Here is a 16,821-nt window from a genome sequence, read left to right as displayed (position 1 = left end):
CTGTTCCCAATCGTCAGTAAATCCTGGGAAACGAATTTCTGGATTTTTTTCACCTTTTTTCGGAAACATTTTTTGAAGCATGAATTTTTTAAGCTCTTTTGTCTGTTCACACTTACGCTGATGAAGAGTGATGAGGTGGTCGAGACTCTTAAAGTATTCAGCAATTTTTTCCTGCTCTTTTACGCTTGGTACCATAAAAGGTATTGTTGAGAGAACAGGATATTTTAAATTCCATGTATCAGAGGTGAGACCTTGAGACCATCTTTTAAAGATTTCAAGTGTTGGTTGCTTTTTAAATAATTCCATAAAGAATTTACCACTGCAGTTATTTTTAGGAATTAGAACCGTATAGGCAGGACTTACAATACCGTCATAATCAGAAGTTCCAACAGCACCCTGCCACATTCTCATAGAGTTATACGGAACATCGCCTTTTTTTACAACTTTATAATTACTTTTATCTTCTGATGCAATATTTCTCTTTTCAGAATCAATTTGCCTAATTACTCCATTTGAAATAGTAACAGACAATAATTCTTCGTTTCCTGATGCTCTTTCAGAACGCTCATCAAAGACATCCCCCAACTTACGCTGTTCCCAATCATCAGTAAAACCCTTAAATCTTATTTTTGGTACGCCATTAGTTTTCATAATTTCCCCCACTTACGCCGATTTTACTTTTTGTTTCTAGAAAATCGCAGAAAACCTCCACTGGAGCTTTTCTCTCCCAATCATCAGTAAAACCTTTAAATCTTATGTTAGGTACTTTATTAGTCATATTACATCTCCTTAAATACCTTTAGAAAGGCTTCAACTGAGTCTTTAGTCTCATTATCCGCAAAAGTCAAGTCACCAAGCATGTCAAGGAAATTAGCGTTTGCTTCGTTAATAGCTTTGTTTGTTTCCTCGATTTCTTTTGTCAATGCTTTCAAATCTACTGGAATTTCTTCTTCACTAGTATCAACATAACGTGGGATATTAAGGTTAAAGTCATTTTCTTCAATATCTTCAAATGAAGCTAGATAAGCTTCTTTTTCAACATTTTCACGTTTTTTGTAAAGCTCTAGAACATGCTCGATGTGTTCTTCTTTCATGACATTTTGTTTTTTCTCTTTTTCAAATTGTTTTGAGGCATCGATAAAGAGAACATCACGACCTTCGCGGTGTTTTTTCAAAACAATGATACATGTTGGAATTGACGTATTATAGAACATGTTTGCTGGTAGACCAATAACAGCATAAATAGAACCATTTTTAAGAAGTGTTTCACGAATAGTCTTTTCAGCAGCTCCACGGAACAAAACACCATGCGGAAGTACGATTGCCATTGTTCCTGTTTGTTTCAAATGATAAAAACCATGAAGTAAGAAAGCGTAGTCAGCTTTTGATTTTGGAGCTAATTTTCCACCATAATCCATGAAACGTTCATCTTGTAAGAAACCTTTTGCTGCAGACCATTTTGCTGAATATGGAGGGTTCATAGTAACCATATCAAAACCTGTTTCAACATCTGTTGGCCAGTCGGCATCAAGTGTATCTGCATTGCGCAATACTTGATTATCAGGGTGAACTTTATGTAAGAACATATTCATACGAGCAAGATTGTAAGTTGATGGCATTAGTTCTTGACCATAATACTTAATATAACCTGGCTCACTAGAATAATTCTTACAGCTCAAAAGCAAAGAACCTGACCCCATACATGGATCATAAACTTGCAAACCTTTTTTATCTTCTTGCCCCATAATGGCAATACGTGTCAAAAGTTGAGCTGGGCCATGTGGCGTATAGAATTCTCCAGCTTTTTTACCAGTTTCAGAAGCAAATTGACCAATCAAATACTCATAAGCATTTCCAAGGACATCACCTTCGGCATGGATAAGGTCAGCATCTTCTAAAACTCGAAGGACTTCAGCAACTGTTGCACTTTGTTTTTGGTCTCCAGTACCAAGACGATTTGAATACAAATCAACGTCTGCAAACAAGCCATTGAAAAGTTCATCTGATTCATGAATACGATTAAATGCTGCTTGTAATTTTTCACGATTAAAAGCATTAAGCTTCACATCTTTTAGCATGCTTGTATAAGTCATTTGAGGTTCAAGCGTGTAGTGAAGAGATTCTTTTAATTCTTTAAGAAACTCCTCTGCATCATCTTCTTGCATTTCTTCCTCATACGCTGCTTGTGCTTCTTCTAATGTTTCTGGCATTTCATCAGTCAAAAGGTCATAAGCACTCACAAGGTAAGAATCTGATAAATATTTATAAAAAATAAGGCCTAATAAGTAAGTTTTGTATTCATTCGCATCCATTTTCCCGCGAAGAACATCTGCCCCACTCCATAGTACCTGTAATAAGTCTTTACTTTCAGCCATAAAAATTTCCTTCTAATATATTTTTAAAATATCAAGTATATTATATCATGCTTCCACCACGCACGGAACCGTTATCTTGACCATTCAAATAAAAAACTTACCTAGCTCTTCATAAAACTAGGTAAGTTATTCTTGGTTAATCTTCACGTTCTTCATCCTCAACCTCTTCCAACCCTACCAATTGTCGTTGATGTCTCCTTTTGGGTTATCTTACCTCATACCGATACGTTCTGACTTGGGGGCTTTCTTGGGTGGTGATGATGGTGAAGTAAAAGTAATGGTCGCGGTGGTCTTTGCTGTTTTCTTTGTTAAGTTTGAAGTAGTTTTTCTGGGTTAGTGCCATTTCTCGTAGGATATCATCTGTGAGAAAGGTTAGGGGGATATCCATGTTAGAGTATTTGTAGAAGTCTTCTTCAAACTTAAGATAGCTCTCTGAAAAATAGTCTAGTTGTAGTTTGTCTTGGTAGAGTTCGTGTCGGCTCATTTATACCTCCTCGATGCCGATGGTGATAATGTCATTGATATCAAGCGCGTGGTAATGGTGTCTAGTCTGTAGGGTGATATTTGTCGGGGTTAATTCAACCACTTGTCCGCTGATGGTTTTATGGCCTAAGCCATCTTTTAGGGTAAAAAGGCCAGTCAATTGACTAGCATAGAGTTGTCCGATTAAGGTTAATTTTTCAGCTTTGCTGAGTTGGCTAGAGAAGTTTTCTTTTTGGCTGTCGTGTTTTAAAGAGGTGGTGTGCTCAGATAAGAAAAATCCCATCCACTTCTCCATGCCTCGGTCTTGATGCTCACGCGCCGATTGAAATGGTAAATAACTACGATCAATCATTTTAATCCATCTAATCCCCCAGCAGAATGTCCTCCGACCAAACGGCTGCGCTCCAAACTTCGTGAAGCTTCCTTCAAAGCATTAGCTTTTTGAATCGTTGTAAAGCCGAATTGGTCGCGAATGGCATCGATTGCTGACTGGAGCCTTTCTTCTTTTTCTATTTTTTCAACGTCGTCAAAAAGGGAAATCAAACCATAAGATTCATCAACCAAGCCTGAATAAGAAACGCCGATATGTCTAACCACTCCTCCCGTGTATTTTTTACGAAAAAGGGTTGTGACGTGTTTGATTAATTGGTTAGTGTTATTAGTTGGCTCGATTTTCATCTGGGCTTGAAGGTGTCTTTGTGGCGCAGCTTTTGAAAAGCCAACGTAAATCGACACATTAGTCGTTTTCTTGTGGGCACGTCTAAGACGTATGGCTACCTGCTCTGCCATTTCCCCAAAAACTAAGTCGATATCAGCCTGCTTAGTGTAGTCACGCGGAAGAACCTGAGAATTTCCGATACTCTTTGACTTAGCTTTATAAGGCTTGTGAACGTTGCTCTCATCAATGCCGTTAGCATGAAAAAAGAGGTCAACGCCAACGACACCAAGCTCTTTCTTAAGAATATCAGGATTACAATTGGCAAGTTCCTTGATAGAGAAAATGCCAAGCTTATTTAGGCGTTTTTCCATACGGCTACCAATTCCCCAAAAGTCTGTCATTTTCGGAATAGCCCAAACCTTACTTTCAACATCTTCATAGGACCAATTAGCCCGCATGGTCGGGGTCTTTTTAGCTTCGTTATCAAGTGCCAACTTGGCTAGTAATGGATTGGCATTAGACATACCAACCGTTGAGTAGATGCCTGTCTTTTGCCAAATTTCTCGCTGAATCATAGCAGAAACCTTATCCAGCTTTTCTTTCTTACCTAAGGTCTTGTCAGGGATAAAATAGTTCAGCGACGAGGTCAAATCAATAAAGCCTTCATCAATCGAATAAGGCAGAATGTCTTCTGGGCTAGCGTAATTTTGAAAAATATGCTGAATCTCAATATTCTTTTCAATGTAAGCATCCATGCGCGGTGGGACGATAAAAGTCACCTTAGCCCAGTCTTCAATGTATTTGACAAATTCAGGCGTGGTTGGCAAACCTTGACGTTTGGCATTGTAATAAGAAAACTTGCGTGTATGCACATCAAAAGGCAAATCATACGCACGGCTGACATTGGCTTTTCCAAAGACTTTTTTAAACATGGGCGACGAGGCTAGGATTAAGCCGCTAGCATTTTCTGCTCGGCTCATAACACATAAAGACGTTTTTAAAGGATGCAAGCCACGCGCCACACACTCCACACTAGCATAAAAAGATTTCATATCCACAAAAGCGATGTCCGCGCGTGGCTCTCGTGAATAATCAAAATACCCCATCTAAGCCTCCATGGTAATCAGAATAGAATCATTGACCAAAAAGGCGTATGGTGAGAGTTCGCTGTCTTGATTTTCTGGTAAATAAACTCTTGAAAACCGCTGATGCATGACAGATTCCGCAAAATCATCCATATCAAAAATTTCGACCTTGCTATCAGGAGCTAAGTCATATGAATCTAAATCTAAAATATCTTTTAATCGCATCTTATCCTCCTATGATTGGCATAAAGCTCCCGACAATTTTCCCGACAATCCTTGGATTATCCTCATAAGGAGCAAATTTGTCCGCATAATCTTTATTAATTGATACTAAGCGCAAGCCATTTTCCTCGCGATAGACCTTTTTGATATAAGTCTGTGAATTCCAAACAACGGCATAAACTGCACCGTCATAATCAAAACCAGTGTCACGAATGAGAGCTACTGAGCCATTATGATAAGTCGGTTCCATAGAATCCCCATCAATCCACGAGGCAAAATCATGCGCCAACTCTTTATCAAAATAAACTGTATCGTAATCCATGTCATCATAGACATTAGCACCAACACCAGCTGACAGGCGCTCATAAACCTTATAAGCAAAACGTGGTTCGTGAACCATAGTAACCACCTTATGCTGCTGTTCAAGTAAATCTTGAACATAAGTCAAAGCTTTATCCTGATTTTGGTCAGTTAATTGCTTATAAAGAGTCGCAATCTCAAGCTCAGAAAAATAGCCGTGCGACACTTGCAAAAGCTCTTCTAACTTAGCCAAGTTAGCTTTTGTTGGCTTTGCCGTACCTTTTTCCCAAGCAAAATAAGACTGCTTAGAAATCCCAAGCTCCTTTGCTAGTTCTGTCTGCTTCAAACCAAGCTCCAAACGACGATTTTTTAACTTTTCAGGATAATACATCAAACTCACCTCTTTTATCGCATTTTGTAAAGAAAAACTGATTTGTTTTTAAAAGTCAGTTATATAACTGACTTAATTATATAAAAAAAGTGGAACATTGTCCACTTTGACATGTAGATGAAGTCGCAAAGATTATTACCAATTTTCCCACTCAGTTTTGATAGTCACATCACCATAATCCTTAGGTGAAAACTTGCTATCATAGATAGAGCACCAATCTTTTAACACTTTTTGGTTCACAACTTCGTCGTAGTATTTGTCTAAATCAGATGCCGTTATGCCATATTTTGTGAGATAAGTTTTGACTTTGGATTGGTCTTCGATGTATTTATCTGAGTTAGCTAGATTCAATCGAAGTGTTTTATCTAATATTCTCTCTCTTTTTGAATAATAGACATTAAAGACAACGGTTACTTTTGCATTAATGTACTTCTCAAAAAACATATGAATCCCTTTGCTATTTTGATATAAATCAAAAGATAGATGTAGGCAAGACTAGAATAGCTATTAGTTTTTGATCATAAATCCTCCTTTATTTGCCTGTCGCAGACTCTATGCGATTCAAAAATACAGCTTCAAAATCACTGGCTACTGAATGAAGATTATCTGACGCTGTTTTAACAGCTGATGTGATTTGTGTCAGTATAGTTGCAGATTTATCAATCGCTTTGTGGCAACGTGTGTTTCCTGCTAAATTAGTCTGTGTGTCTTTGCTGACAGTGGCACTTGAAGACAAGGTCTGACAAGCGTTAGCTAACTGACTAGCATAGGTATGCGCTACTTCTTGATTACTTTTGACTGTTCCCATAAAAAAATCCTTTTCACCTAATTTATTTTTCACTTTATCATAAAAACGCTTATAAGACAGAAAAAAAGCGGACTTAGGCCCGCCTAAATTCAACTATTGTATGGTATTCATCCATTTTCTACTGCGGAACATAAAGACTGACACGATAAAACGGAACAATTCCTCTTGCGATAGAATAAAATAAACCCAAACAATCGGCAATTTTAAAACCAAGCCGGTAAAGAGCCCTAACGGAACACCGATACACCAAGTTCCTAAAATATCAATAATCATAATATACTTAGTTCTACCACCACTTCGAATAATGCCTCCGCCTAGTATCATGTTTTGAACTTTGACAGGTGCTAATATGGCAAATGTTATGAGTAATTGTGTGCCGACACGGCTGACATCGTCACCGACATTGTACAGATTGATATAAAATCCTTGGCTAAGTACAAGAATAACTGACAAAATCAAGGAAGCCACAAAACCGTAAAGACATAGTCTCTTAGAATCTTGATAGGCCCTATCGTAATCATGTTCACCCAGACGACGACCAATCAAAATTCCCGCAGCTTGCGATAGGCCAGACAAAGCTCCGATAAATAACCCTTGGATTGGACCAGTTAAGGACATCCCCGCAAGTTCACTAGTCCCCATATGACCATAAATATAAGTGTTAACATTTTGCCCAATAGTCCAAAGCAACTCATTAACAACAATCGGTGTCAGCATGACAATATACTGAACAACTTCTGCTTTTGTCATATGTAAATCAAAAGCAAAACGGCATGTTCTACGATAGAAGTAAATCATCAAGAGCAGATTCACAACTTGTGATAAGAGACTAGCAACTGCAGCCCCCTTTATCCCCATAGGGCTTATACCAAAATGACCAAAAATCAAAACATAGTTCATAAAGGTATTGACCAGAGCCGCCACAGCACTAATGTACAAAGGATATTTGGCACGGTTACGACAACGTAATTGTACCGCTAACAGTGTCGAAATCCCAGACAATGGATAAACCCAAGCCAAAATTTGAAGATAGGGTTTCGCCGATAAAACAACACTGCTATCTTTGGTGAAAATACCTGCAAGTTCGCTTGGCAAGGATAAGCAAAGCACCATGGTAAACAAGGCTAATGCTAACATGACCAAAAGATTAACAGACATACTTGTATTAATCTTTTTCTGATCATTTTTCCCCATGTACTGGGAAACCATAATCCCTGTTACAGTAGCGATAGCCCCACTGACAAAAGCAAAAACAAACTGTGGTTTTCCACCAACTTCAACAGCTGCAATTGCAGTTTTTCCAAGTTGTCCGACCATTAACTGGTCAATCATAGAAAACGACGACTGAAGCATTGCTTGTAAAGCAACTGGGATAGCAATAGCTAACGCTTCTTTCAAGAATTCTTTTCTTTTTGTCATATGCATTCTCCATATTTTATGATAATTGCATTATACCGCAAACGTTTGCAAACCACTAGTGGTCCATCTGCACAATTTTTTTAGGCATTTAGCCCCTAAAAAAACACCCTTAGCCAAATTTGGCTAAAGGTACATATTTAGAGGATTCTAATCAAGATAACAAATGAATCAAAGTGGCTATCACATCACAGCCATTTCCGATAAGATTTCCAATAAAATGTGCCGTCATCACAACATAGATATTCCTGGTTTTGATGTAAGACACACTCAAAGGAAATGCCCAAATCATAGCTAATAAAATACCCCACCATGAAAGAGAATGCTCTAAAGCGTAGAATAGCATGCTAAAAAAGGTCGTGAGGACAATTATTTTCTTGCTAGCAAAACGAATCATACTTTTTCTATAAAATGTTTCTTCGGTCACTGCTGGCAAAAAGATGGTCGAAACAGCAAATATTAAGAGTGTCAACCAACTGTCTCTTTTCAAACCAATAGTTCCAGTATTAAAATTTGGAAAAACACCTTCTAAAAATACGGTCAAGCCAAAAGCAAACATAAACCCTAGCAAAGTCAGTAAAACTTGAATCCAGTACTTTCTACCACTCTTAAAACTTAAAAACCAGCCTTTTAAATTAAGATCTTTCGAGATAAGAAAATACGCTAGGAGCAAGAGATAAAATAAAGCATTTGTGTAAATGATATAGCTAGATGGCACAATCAAACACGACAAGACAAAGACCACTTCAATCATAATAGGAATAGCGTTTGAAGTGATATAATCTCTAAAACTAATCTTTTTCTGTTCACTCATCATATCCTGAAATCTCCCTTTTTAGATGTCAATTTATCTTAGTATTTCAATACTAATCTATCTTTCTTCACCAAAATTATACACCAATACTAGCTAAACTTAAAGTTTTAAGCATAAAAAAGCTACCAAATACTAGCACGCACATCACTAGATTTGATAGCTTCTTTTATGGAGTTATTGCTTTTTTAACTAAACTAGTATTTAAATACTAAACTTTATTAATGAGTGATTAAGCTTCTACAAAAGCTACATCTTCATCTTCCAAGTCACCAGTTTTTGCATCATAATAGTGTTTGTGACCTTCAGCGTCTGTAGCAAATCCGCCTTTAGTTTGAACACCATTTTCATCAAAATGCAATGATTGACCGTTGATTTCTTGGTCACCAGTTACCACTTGACCATTTTCGTCAAAGTAATACCAATTGTCACCGTCAGCGATAAATTTATTTGTGGCAAGATCACCTGAATCTGGATCGTAAAAGTGACGGTTTCCTTCAGCGTCTGTCACAAAGACACCTTTAGCTTGAAGGCCATCTTCAGCAAAGTAAAGTTTTTGACCACGGATAACTTGTGAACCTGTTGCCAAGTTACCATTTTCGTCAGCATAGTACCAGTGGTTATCACCTGTTGTGAAGAAGTCACCAACAAATTTTTCACCAGATTTGGCATCGTAGTAACTACGTGTACCATCTTCATTTGTCACAAAGATACCTTTGGCTTGGACACCATTTTCATCGAAGTACAATTGTTGACCATTAATAGTTTGAGCACCTTTAACAGCTACACCGTCTTCGTTAAAGTAATACCATCCACCATTGATAAGAGCGAATTCAGAAGCAACCATTGCACCTGAGTCACCTTTGAAGTAACGTGTATTACCATCTTTGTCTTTAACAAGTTGACCTTTAACTTGGTTACCATTTTCATCGTAGTATTGGTAATCTTCACCGATTTTAACAAGACCACGCGCCATAATACCGTCTTTACCGAAGTAACGCCAGTTAGTTACAGTTTTGGCAACACCATCAACTGTTTCAGTTGTGTTGAAGGCATAGTAATGACCACCTTCATAACGGCTACCTGTTTTACCGAAGTAGTATTGGTTTCCTTCTGCATCTTCGTAGATAGCGTCACGAATTTCAATACCATTTGGCAAGAAGTAATAAGTTTGACCGTCGATTTCACGCATACCAGTTACCATGTGACCATCTTCGTCAAAGTAGTAATGGTTTCCGTTGTAAAGAACGAATGAAGATTTAGCTTGGTAACCACTTGTTGAGTAGTAAGTCATACCTTTACCATCATAGTAGAAACCAGTTTGAGCTGAATCTGATGTCATTTGTTTTGGAAGGAATGCGCCGTTTTCGTTAACAGTGAAGTATGTACCTGTTGCTTGATCGTTAAGAACGTAATCAGAACCTTTGCCAAGAATGTTTGTTCCGTTGAAGTATTCAGCTTTCCAAACTTTAATCTTAGTTGATGGATCGATTTTCTTACCGTTAGAAATCATAACACGTTCAAAGATTGATGGGTATTTTTCTTGAAGGTATTCTAAGAATTCACCACCGTATTGTGCTTGATAGTCTTTACCACTACTTTTAGTGTTTGCGGCATAAGGTTTGTTCTTAATTTGAGCACCTTCGCGTTCTTCACCGTAGTCGTTAACACGTGTTGCTGTTACGATTTCTTCACCTGGAAGAGCGTAAATTTGGTCTGGAACCCAGTCAGCGATGACTTGAATACCTTTAGAGTGAAGTGCTTTAATGGCATTTCTTAAGTCTTCTGCTGAACCGTATTTATTGTTTTTGCTCATTGCCAAGTCATAACGGTCGCTGAAGGCATAACCATTTTGGATGATTGAGTCAAGGAATGTACCATCAGTAGATGACACGTATTGTGGTGCCAATTCAAATGATGTGATACCCCATGATTCGAACAAATCAGCATTTTCAGCAATGACTTTGTTAGTGTATTGTGAAGGGTCTTGAACAAAGTCTTGGAAGTTTGAGAATCCTTCAAAGATAACTTGTGAATCAAGAGCTGCTGAAGTTTCGTAAGTTAATTTGCCTTCTTCTTTAGCTTCTGTGCTTGCTTTCACACTGATATCTTGATCAGCAGATGCACCAACTGGTACCCAAACAGTAAGGAAACCGTTCATATCAACTGTTTGGAAGCCTTTGATTTCATCACCTGTGAAGTAGATAAATCCGTTTTCGTCAACCAATTTAGTGATATCAGTATCAGAATCGTTAAGGTAAGCTTGTAATCCGTTATCAGTTGGTGAAAGCAATGGACGGTAGTATTGACCTGCGTGGGCAATACCAACTTGTACAGCAATCACATCAGAACTGTTCAATTTAAGGTTTGGATTGTTAGAAATGATTGTAACAATACCTGAAGTTGGAACAGATTCGTCAGTTGCTTTTTGATCAGCTGTCATGATACCTTTACCAAAACGAACTGATGTCAAAACGCCACCGTTAGCACCTTCTGGGTATTGAACGTCCATTGCTTGACCACCAGCTGCGTATTTAATACGTGATTTAAGAAGAGCTGTGATTTGATCATAGTATGGAGATTTAACTGCCATATATTGACCATTATCAGTGAACAAGTCACCGTAGTAAACACGTGGAACAGATTCCATATTTGTCAAAAGCAAAGCGTATGCTGCTGGGATATTGAAGTGAGTGTATTGTTTATGAACGCTGTTCATATCAGCGTTATAAATTTCGAAGGCTTGTTTCAATTCATCAAGTGTGAATGTGAAACCATCTGTTTTAGGATTGATTTTACCAGCAATGATTGATGCGATAATACCTTGTACTTCACTATCGTGTGCACGAACAAAGGCATATGATGGCATTGTATCACCATAAGCGCTATCTACAGTACGGTCAGTCATACCAAGATCATTGTGAATCAATGATTCTAGGCTAGTACGGCTACCTTCTGGACGAGTCAAAGCATCAAGGAAGGCCATACGAAGACCGTTATCGATAGCAAGTGCTGCACCATTTGTATCGTGGTTGTAATCAGGGTCGTTAAAACTCCAAGCTTCAAGGATAGAAATGTGAGCAAGTGCTTGTGCTTCTGTTTTGTTAACACCATAAGCTGCTTCAAACAAATCAGTGTAAAGTTGTAGAAGGTCAGCGTCCACATTATCTACGGCATCGACACGAACACCATCAAAGTTAGCGTCAGCGTCACCAAAGACGACTTTACCCCAGTTCATAAGGTAGTAAAGTTGGTTCAATTGTTCAGCTTGAACGACTGGGTTTGAGTTATCAACGTCGTTTGCAAGCAAGAAGTCATAACCACCTGTACGGTCAGCTTTGTGGTAATTTGTTTGACCATTTTGATAAGTAGGTGCGCGGTTAAGAAGACGGTAGTCTGAATTAGCCCATTCAGTTAAGTCACTGTTAACGTAAAGAAGGGCACCACCTTGCAAGTGGTCAGTGTCACGATCTTCTGAGTTCATGTTCCATTTATCTTGTGTTGAAACAAATGAAGCAATGATTTCACGCAACCATTCAGCGTTACCACGACGTGTGATTTCTTGTTCAATTTTAATTTGAATAGCTTCTGCAGCTACGTTCAAGCTAGCTTGACCATCTTCAGCAGAATATTTTTTATCCAAACCAAAGTATTCAGACATATGGTTAAGGTAGTTCACTTGTGTATCAACATCAGGCCACCATGCCATTACCAATGGACGGAATGTTTCTTCTGTTGAATCTACCCAGTTTTCACCATTTTCCAAAACTTTAGTAGGACGATACCAAGAATTAGCTGTTAAATAACCATCAACCAATTCAAAGCTTTTTTCTGTTGAATCGTAAGCTTGGTTATTTTTTGAGAAGTTATCGACAAGATCTGTCAATCCTTCTGTAAATGAGTATGTTGATGTAGATGACAAAGCACCTGTTTCAGCATCAAAGTAAAGCAATTGACCATTTACAGTGATTGCAAAGTTTTTCTTAACTGTACCATCTTCTTGAACATAGTAGTATTTACCATCAATTTTTTTGATGTTATCCAAGCTCAATTGGTCAACAGCTGCTTTTTCAGCGTCTGTTGCTTCTGCTGCTTTGTTTGTTTTGTCATCACGCACTTCTTCGTCAGTAGCTTTGTGTGATTCTTCTGTTGGGTTAGTTTCAGAAGTTTCACTTGTTTCTGTTGAAGTAGCTTCTGAAGGTTTAGTTGTTTCTTCAGATGATGCTTCTGTAACTGAGCTTTCTGTAGCCTTGTCATCAGCTTTTGCAGATGTATCATCTGTTGTTTTTTGTGAATCATCGGCAACTACTGTTTCTTCTGTTGATGAAGCTTCTGTTATTGCTTCTTGTGCTTCTGTAGTTGTGGCAGAAGTTTCTGTCTGACTACTACTTGCACTAGTTGCTGGCGTATCACTGCCTCTTGTAACTGCAACAGCATTTGTTTCATCGGCAGAAACAGTATGTGTTGTAGTAGCAGCTCCTGCAACTGCTCCAACTAATACGAAACTTGCAACAGCAATGGTTACCCATTGTTTTTTAACTTTGTGTAGCTTATAGCGAATCTTGTTTTCCATAAATCCTCCTAAATAAATTCCATAAAAAGACTACACGAATAGTTTACTCGAAATTACAAATGGGTTAATTCTTTTTGCATATGTGATGTTTCGGCTTTCAATTCTGAAATTCTGTCTAACATTTGCTGTGCAATGCTATGACATTCAAGAAACATCATGATTTCTGCGCATTTTTCCATTGTCTGAAGACCTGATAAATTCCCTGTTTTAAACAAGTAATAACCTCTGCAGTACTTAATAGCATTGCGAATGAACAAATCGGTTTCATCTTTTTTCAAATTATCAGCGTAATTCAGCAGCTTAAAGGCTAAGGAAAAGCGACTTCTTTCAATACAAACGTTAATCACATTGAACAACATCTGATTGACCAGGCGGCGATTTTCAGGAATTTCTTGATAGAACTGCGTGCGGTTAATCATTTCACAAGCAAAAGTTTCAACCAAGTTACTTGTCATCAATGAGGCACTGTAAGTGAAAAGCCAGAGCTCATAACGCCCCCATTCTTCAACTGAAAACAGGTAATCTACCAAGAATTGAACGTCCTTTTTTGCGACCTTTTCTTTCTTGTCACACTGCTGCAAAACAGCTTTGACAATGATTGTATTGAGTTTGTAAAATTTTTGGTTTGGTGATGAAGCTTCAAGTTGCTGACATTTGACTAGATAGTGTTTTAGGGTTAGTGTATTCTTTTCAATGTAAGCCTTAGCCACTTCATCTTGAAAAAGCAGTGTTTGATTTTGTAAGTAATTCCTACAAACACACTGAAATTCTGCAATAGAGACATTCATATTCTCCAAACACTGATAAAGCGTATCAGCGTTAATATTACTAACACCACGTTCAAAACGTGATAACTGCGCGATGGAAATAACCTCCCCAGCTATTTCCTTTTGCGATAAGCCTTTTGATTCTCTCAAAAGCTTAAAGCATTTTCCAAAATTATTTTCCATGATGTATCCCTTTCCATAAAAAATAGAACATCATCTATATTACTCCATTTTTAGGTTTATGAAAAGATATTTTTTGTATGTTTTCAAGAAAATTTCAGAAAAGTTACAATTATCATTCGATTTTTGCATCATTGCAAAACATTACTTTGATAATTGAAATTATTTTTAGTGAAAAGGTAGTCAATAAATAAAAAAGCCATTTCAAAAAATGAAATGACTTTACCAAATAAATGGAATCAAACGATAACGAACTTTTTCTTGATAGTCCTGATAGCCTTTTAAATACTTTTCAAGTACAACTTCTTCATTTCGAATACGCTTGACAATGAGGGGAATGTAAAAAAGCAAGATTATAAATGACAAAAGAGAACCTAAGACAAGTCCCATAGATAAAAATAACAATAAAGTAGCCCCATACATAGGGTGACGAATAATACCGTATAAGCCAGTATCAACCACCTTCTGCCCTTCTTGAACCCCAATCGTCCGAGCTAGGTAAGTATTTTCACGCAAAACCTCAGCATATAAGCCATAGGCTAGAAGAAAAACGACTGATGCATAGTAACTAACACTAGGGGATAACCGCATCCAATTAAAGCGAAAACTAAAACCTGCTAACAAAAAAACCAACAGAAACATGAGCGCACTCCATTTTATAACTGACTGCTGCTCTTCTTCACTTTCTTTAGCATCTAACCGCTTTTGAAGCAAGCTTGGATTAAGAACCATCATGACTAGCCCTGCGACAAACATTGGGATAAAGAGAATGGCTAACAACAGCCAAGCATTCCAAAAACGTAAACTTCCCGCTGAAAGAAATAAAAGCATAGCGACAAGCAAAAATCCTAATAAAAATTTGCTAATAGCCTGAATAAAAAGTTTTTTACTCATTTATCTCACCTCATTCAACTCAAATAGGCAATCCAAATAGACAAAAGCGCATAAAATCAACTGTTCCATGAGCAATCATGGCTGATGCAATATCTCGTTTTCTCTGCAAAAAGGCAAAAACTAGACCAAAAATGAGAAGATATAAAACAACCGATATCAGCCATTCAAGCAGACCAGATAAAAAGCCATTTTTAAAACACTCCACTGTATGGGGTAAAATATGCGGAATAGTCATCATAACATAAGCTGTCAATTCTTGTCCTTTCGACTGCAACTTCTGACCAGATACCATGGATAAACAAAAAGCATAAAAAACAGTCCGATATGCAATTTCTTCAATAATAGCAGGACTCAAGGAAAGCAAAAAGGCTTTAAAAACGCTGGATGGCTGAAGGGGATTACTTCCTAACATCAACAAACAATTAATAGCACCCCAAATGAGTCCAACAAATATGCCAATACCAATACTGGTTGCTACACTTTGGCCAGAATTTCCCTTAAACCATTTCAAGGCTCCCTTTGTTTTTTGAGCAAAAACACCCATCACAGCACAAGCCGATAAAAAGACAAGGACGATATTAAATATCGACAAAGGTGTTAGATGAATCAGTTCTGACAAAATATACAAGCCACAAAGCCCGCCAGAAATAATCAAGTGCTTAGGCTGCAAGTAACGATAGTATTTCCAAAGAATAAAGCTATCAATCACAAGAACATAAAACTCTAAAAGAAGCCAAACAAGCTGTTTTTGATTAAGTATTAGACTACCTAGCCAAAAAAACAGCAAATATATCAAAAATGATAGCCATACTCTATTTAATTTCATATTTTCTTTTTTCATAATTCTCTTCATCGTGATTATTAATTATAGTTATCATATCATATTTAAAAATCTTTTACCCAAATTGAGTAAAAGATTTTTTTATTTTATAAATGCTTCTAATTCTGTCACATAGGCTGCCGTATTATCCGCAAAATAACCACAATGTGGGTAGCCTTTTCGAATAACCACATCAACTTTTGGAAGATATTTTTTAAAAGCTTTTTTAGAAACGCCGAGATCAAAATCTTTCTCGCCATATTCTAAATGAAGTTTGCTTTGTTGTTCTGCTGTTAACAGATGTAAATCATAATGGCAACAAGTGTGGCAAATAGCATCAATTTCCTGGTTGGTAATTCTATCAAAATTTTTCGTCATCAACTTAGCCAAATCAATACCATACATTCTAATAAGAGATTGTGATGCTGCTGCGCCAGATTTTTTTAGTGCTCTTTTCTTTTGCATGAAAAGAAGGCGCGTGACATTTTCTAACAGCCAAACATTTTTCTTCAAAGCAACTCCATCAAACCAAGCGTGCTCAATTGTGAAGCATTGGTCATTAAATAATCGCCATCCGATAGCCACGCCAAGCGAAGCACCGTAAACTAACTTAATATCGAAATACTCTTTTTCGACAAGATAATCTTTCAATTGCCGATATTCATCATCAGCACTCAAATACTGTCCCGCTTTACCATGACCACCTTGGTCGGGTGCGATAATGCAATAATCACCTTTCAAATATGGTTTCATCAACTGATACAAATTCTCACCAGATATCATCATCGGTGCTAAGAGGATTACCTTAGGATGTTCAGGATTACCAAATTCATGGATATACATTCGCCATTCACTTCTTTCCCTAACTTTTTAATCTTTATTTTTCAAGAGCAATAAGCCATAAATGCCTAACAAAACATAGGCAACAAGCGACGTTATCAAGGCAATTTGTGGATACTGATTACTTGTTGAAAAACAAAAAGGAATACCACAAAGGTCGATAACAAAGTGCAAGACGATTGGTACCCAAAGGTTACG

At 37.5% G+C, this 16,821-nt stretch carries 16 protein-coding genes and 1 pseudogene; all 17 read right to left on the bottom strand.

What is annotated here, in order from left to right:
* The coding region (locus B4D49_RS02450) for a restriction endonuclease subunit S (protein ID WP_286783080.1) at positions 1-651 on the bottom strand (651 nt) is incomplete at its 3' end.
* A complete protein-coding gene (locus tag B4D49_RS02445; protein ID WP_159427893.1) occupies positions 641-778 on the bottom strand; it encodes a hypothetical protein in 138 nt (45 codons plus the stop codon). The genes B4D49_RS02450 and B4D49_RS02445, both read right to left, overlap by 11 nt.
* 1 nt (position 779) lies before the next feature.
* The gene (locus B4D49_RS02440) at positions 780-2,375 is read right to left on the bottom strand and encodes a type I restriction-modification system subunit M (protein ID WP_286783079.1); all 1,596 of its coding nucleotides are present in this window, start codon (positions 2,373-2,375) and stop codon (positions 780-782) included.
* 205 nt (positions 2,376-2,580) lie between these two features.
* Positions 2,581-2,859 carry a DUF5960 family protein gene (locus B4D49_RS02435; RefSeq protein WP_286783078.1) on the bottom strand — a complete coding sequence of 93 codons (279 nt, stop codon included), beginning with the start codon at positions 2,857-2,859 and terminating at the stop codon, positions 2,581-2,583.
* The gene (locus B4D49_RS02430) at positions 2,860-3,210 is read right to left on the bottom strand and encodes a hypothetical protein (protein WP_286783077.1); all 351 of its coding nucleotides are present in this window, start codon (positions 3,208-3,210) and stop codon (positions 2,860-2,862) included.
* Positions 3,207-4,622, bottom strand: a complete 1,416-nt coding sequence (locus B4D49_RS02425) for a Y-family DNA polymerase (RefSeq protein ID WP_286783076.1) — start codon at positions 4,620-4,622, stop codon at positions 3,207-3,209. The genes B4D49_RS02430 and B4D49_RS02425 overlap by 4 nt, the downstream gene beginning before the upstream one ends.
* Complete coding sequence (locus B4D49_RS02420) at positions 4,623-4,826, bottom strand: hypothetical protein (RefSeq protein WP_074563634.1); 204 nt, start codon at positions 4,824-4,826, stop codon at positions 4,623-4,625.
* A 1-nt stretch (position 4,827) separates the two neighbouring features.
* Positions 4,828-5,514, bottom strand: a complete 687-nt coding sequence (locus B4D49_RS02415) for a LexA family transcriptional regulator (RefSeq protein WP_286783075.1) — start codon at positions 5,512-5,514, stop codon at positions 4,828-4,830.
* Positions 5,515-5,649: 135 nt separating this feature from the next.
* Positions 5,650-6,003, bottom strand: a pseudogene (locus B4D49_RS02410) (TipC family immunity protein); the annotation flags it as partial.
* A 43-nt stretch (positions 6,004-6,046) separates the two neighbouring features.
* Positions 6,047-6,322, bottom strand: a complete 276-nt coding sequence (locus B4D49_RS02405; RefSeq protein ID WP_286783074.1) for a TIGR04197 family type VII secretion effector — start codon at positions 6,320-6,322, stop codon at positions 6,047-6,049.
* A 93-nt stretch (positions 6,323-6,415) separates the two neighbouring features.
* Positions 6,416-7,741 (bottom strand): MATE family efflux transporter, encoded by a 1,326-nt coding sequence (locus B4D49_RS02400; RefSeq protein ID WP_286783073.1) that lies wholly within the window; start codon positions 7,739-7,741, stop codon positions 6,416-6,418.
* Positions 7,742-7,892: 151 nt separating this feature from the next.
* The gene (locus tag B4D49_RS02395; protein ID WP_286783072.1) at positions 7,893-8,555 is read right to left on the bottom strand and encodes a CPBP family intramembrane glutamic endopeptidase; all 663 of its coding nucleotides are present in this window, start codon (positions 8,553-8,555) and stop codon (positions 7,893-7,895) included.
* 226 nt (positions 8,556-8,781) lie between these two features.
* Positions 8,782-13,122 (bottom strand): glycoside hydrolase family 70 protein, encoded by a 4,341-nt coding sequence (locus B4D49_RS02390; RefSeq protein WP_286783071.1) that lies wholly within the window; start codon positions 13,120-13,122, stop codon positions 8,782-8,784.
* Positions 13,123-13,175: 53 nt separating this feature from the next.
* Positions 13,176-14,072 carry a helix-turn-helix domain-containing protein gene (locus B4D49_RS02385; protein WP_132869350.1) on the bottom strand — a complete coding sequence of 299 codons (897 nt, stop codon included), beginning with the start codon at positions 14,070-14,072 and terminating at the stop codon, positions 13,176-13,178.
* A gap of 219 nt (positions 14,073-14,291) precedes the next feature.
* Positions 14,292-14,963 (bottom strand): methyltransferase family protein, encoded by a 672-nt coding sequence (locus tag B4D49_RS02380; protein ID WP_286783070.1) that lies wholly within the window; start codon positions 14,961-14,963, stop codon positions 14,292-14,294.
* A gap of 19 nt (positions 14,964-14,982) precedes the next feature.
* On the bottom strand, positions 14,983-15,804 hold the full coding sequence (locus tag B4D49_RS02375; protein ID WP_286783069.1) for a type II CAAX prenyl endopeptidase Rce1 family protein: 822 nt from the start codon (positions 15,802-15,804) through the stop codon (positions 14,983-14,985).
* Between the two features lie 81 nt (positions 15,805-15,885).
* Positions 15,886-16,626 carry an alpha/beta fold hydrolase gene (locus B4D49_RS02370; protein WP_286783068.1) on the bottom strand — a complete coding sequence of 247 codons (741 nt, stop codon included), beginning with the start codon at positions 16,624-16,626 and terminating at the stop codon, positions 15,886-15,888.
* Between the last annotated feature and the right edge of the window lie 195 nt (positions 16,627-16,821).

The sequence above is a fragment of the Streptococcus sp. UBA4344 genome, from assembly GCF_002393675.1.
GTDB classification, from domain to species: domain Bacteria; phylum Bacillota; class Bacilli; order Lactobacillales; family Streptococcaceae; genus Streptococcus; species Streptococcus vicugnae.
The sequence above is the reverse complement of the archived record's forward strand: the minus strand, read 5'-3'. Positions and strand labels throughout refer to the sequence as shown.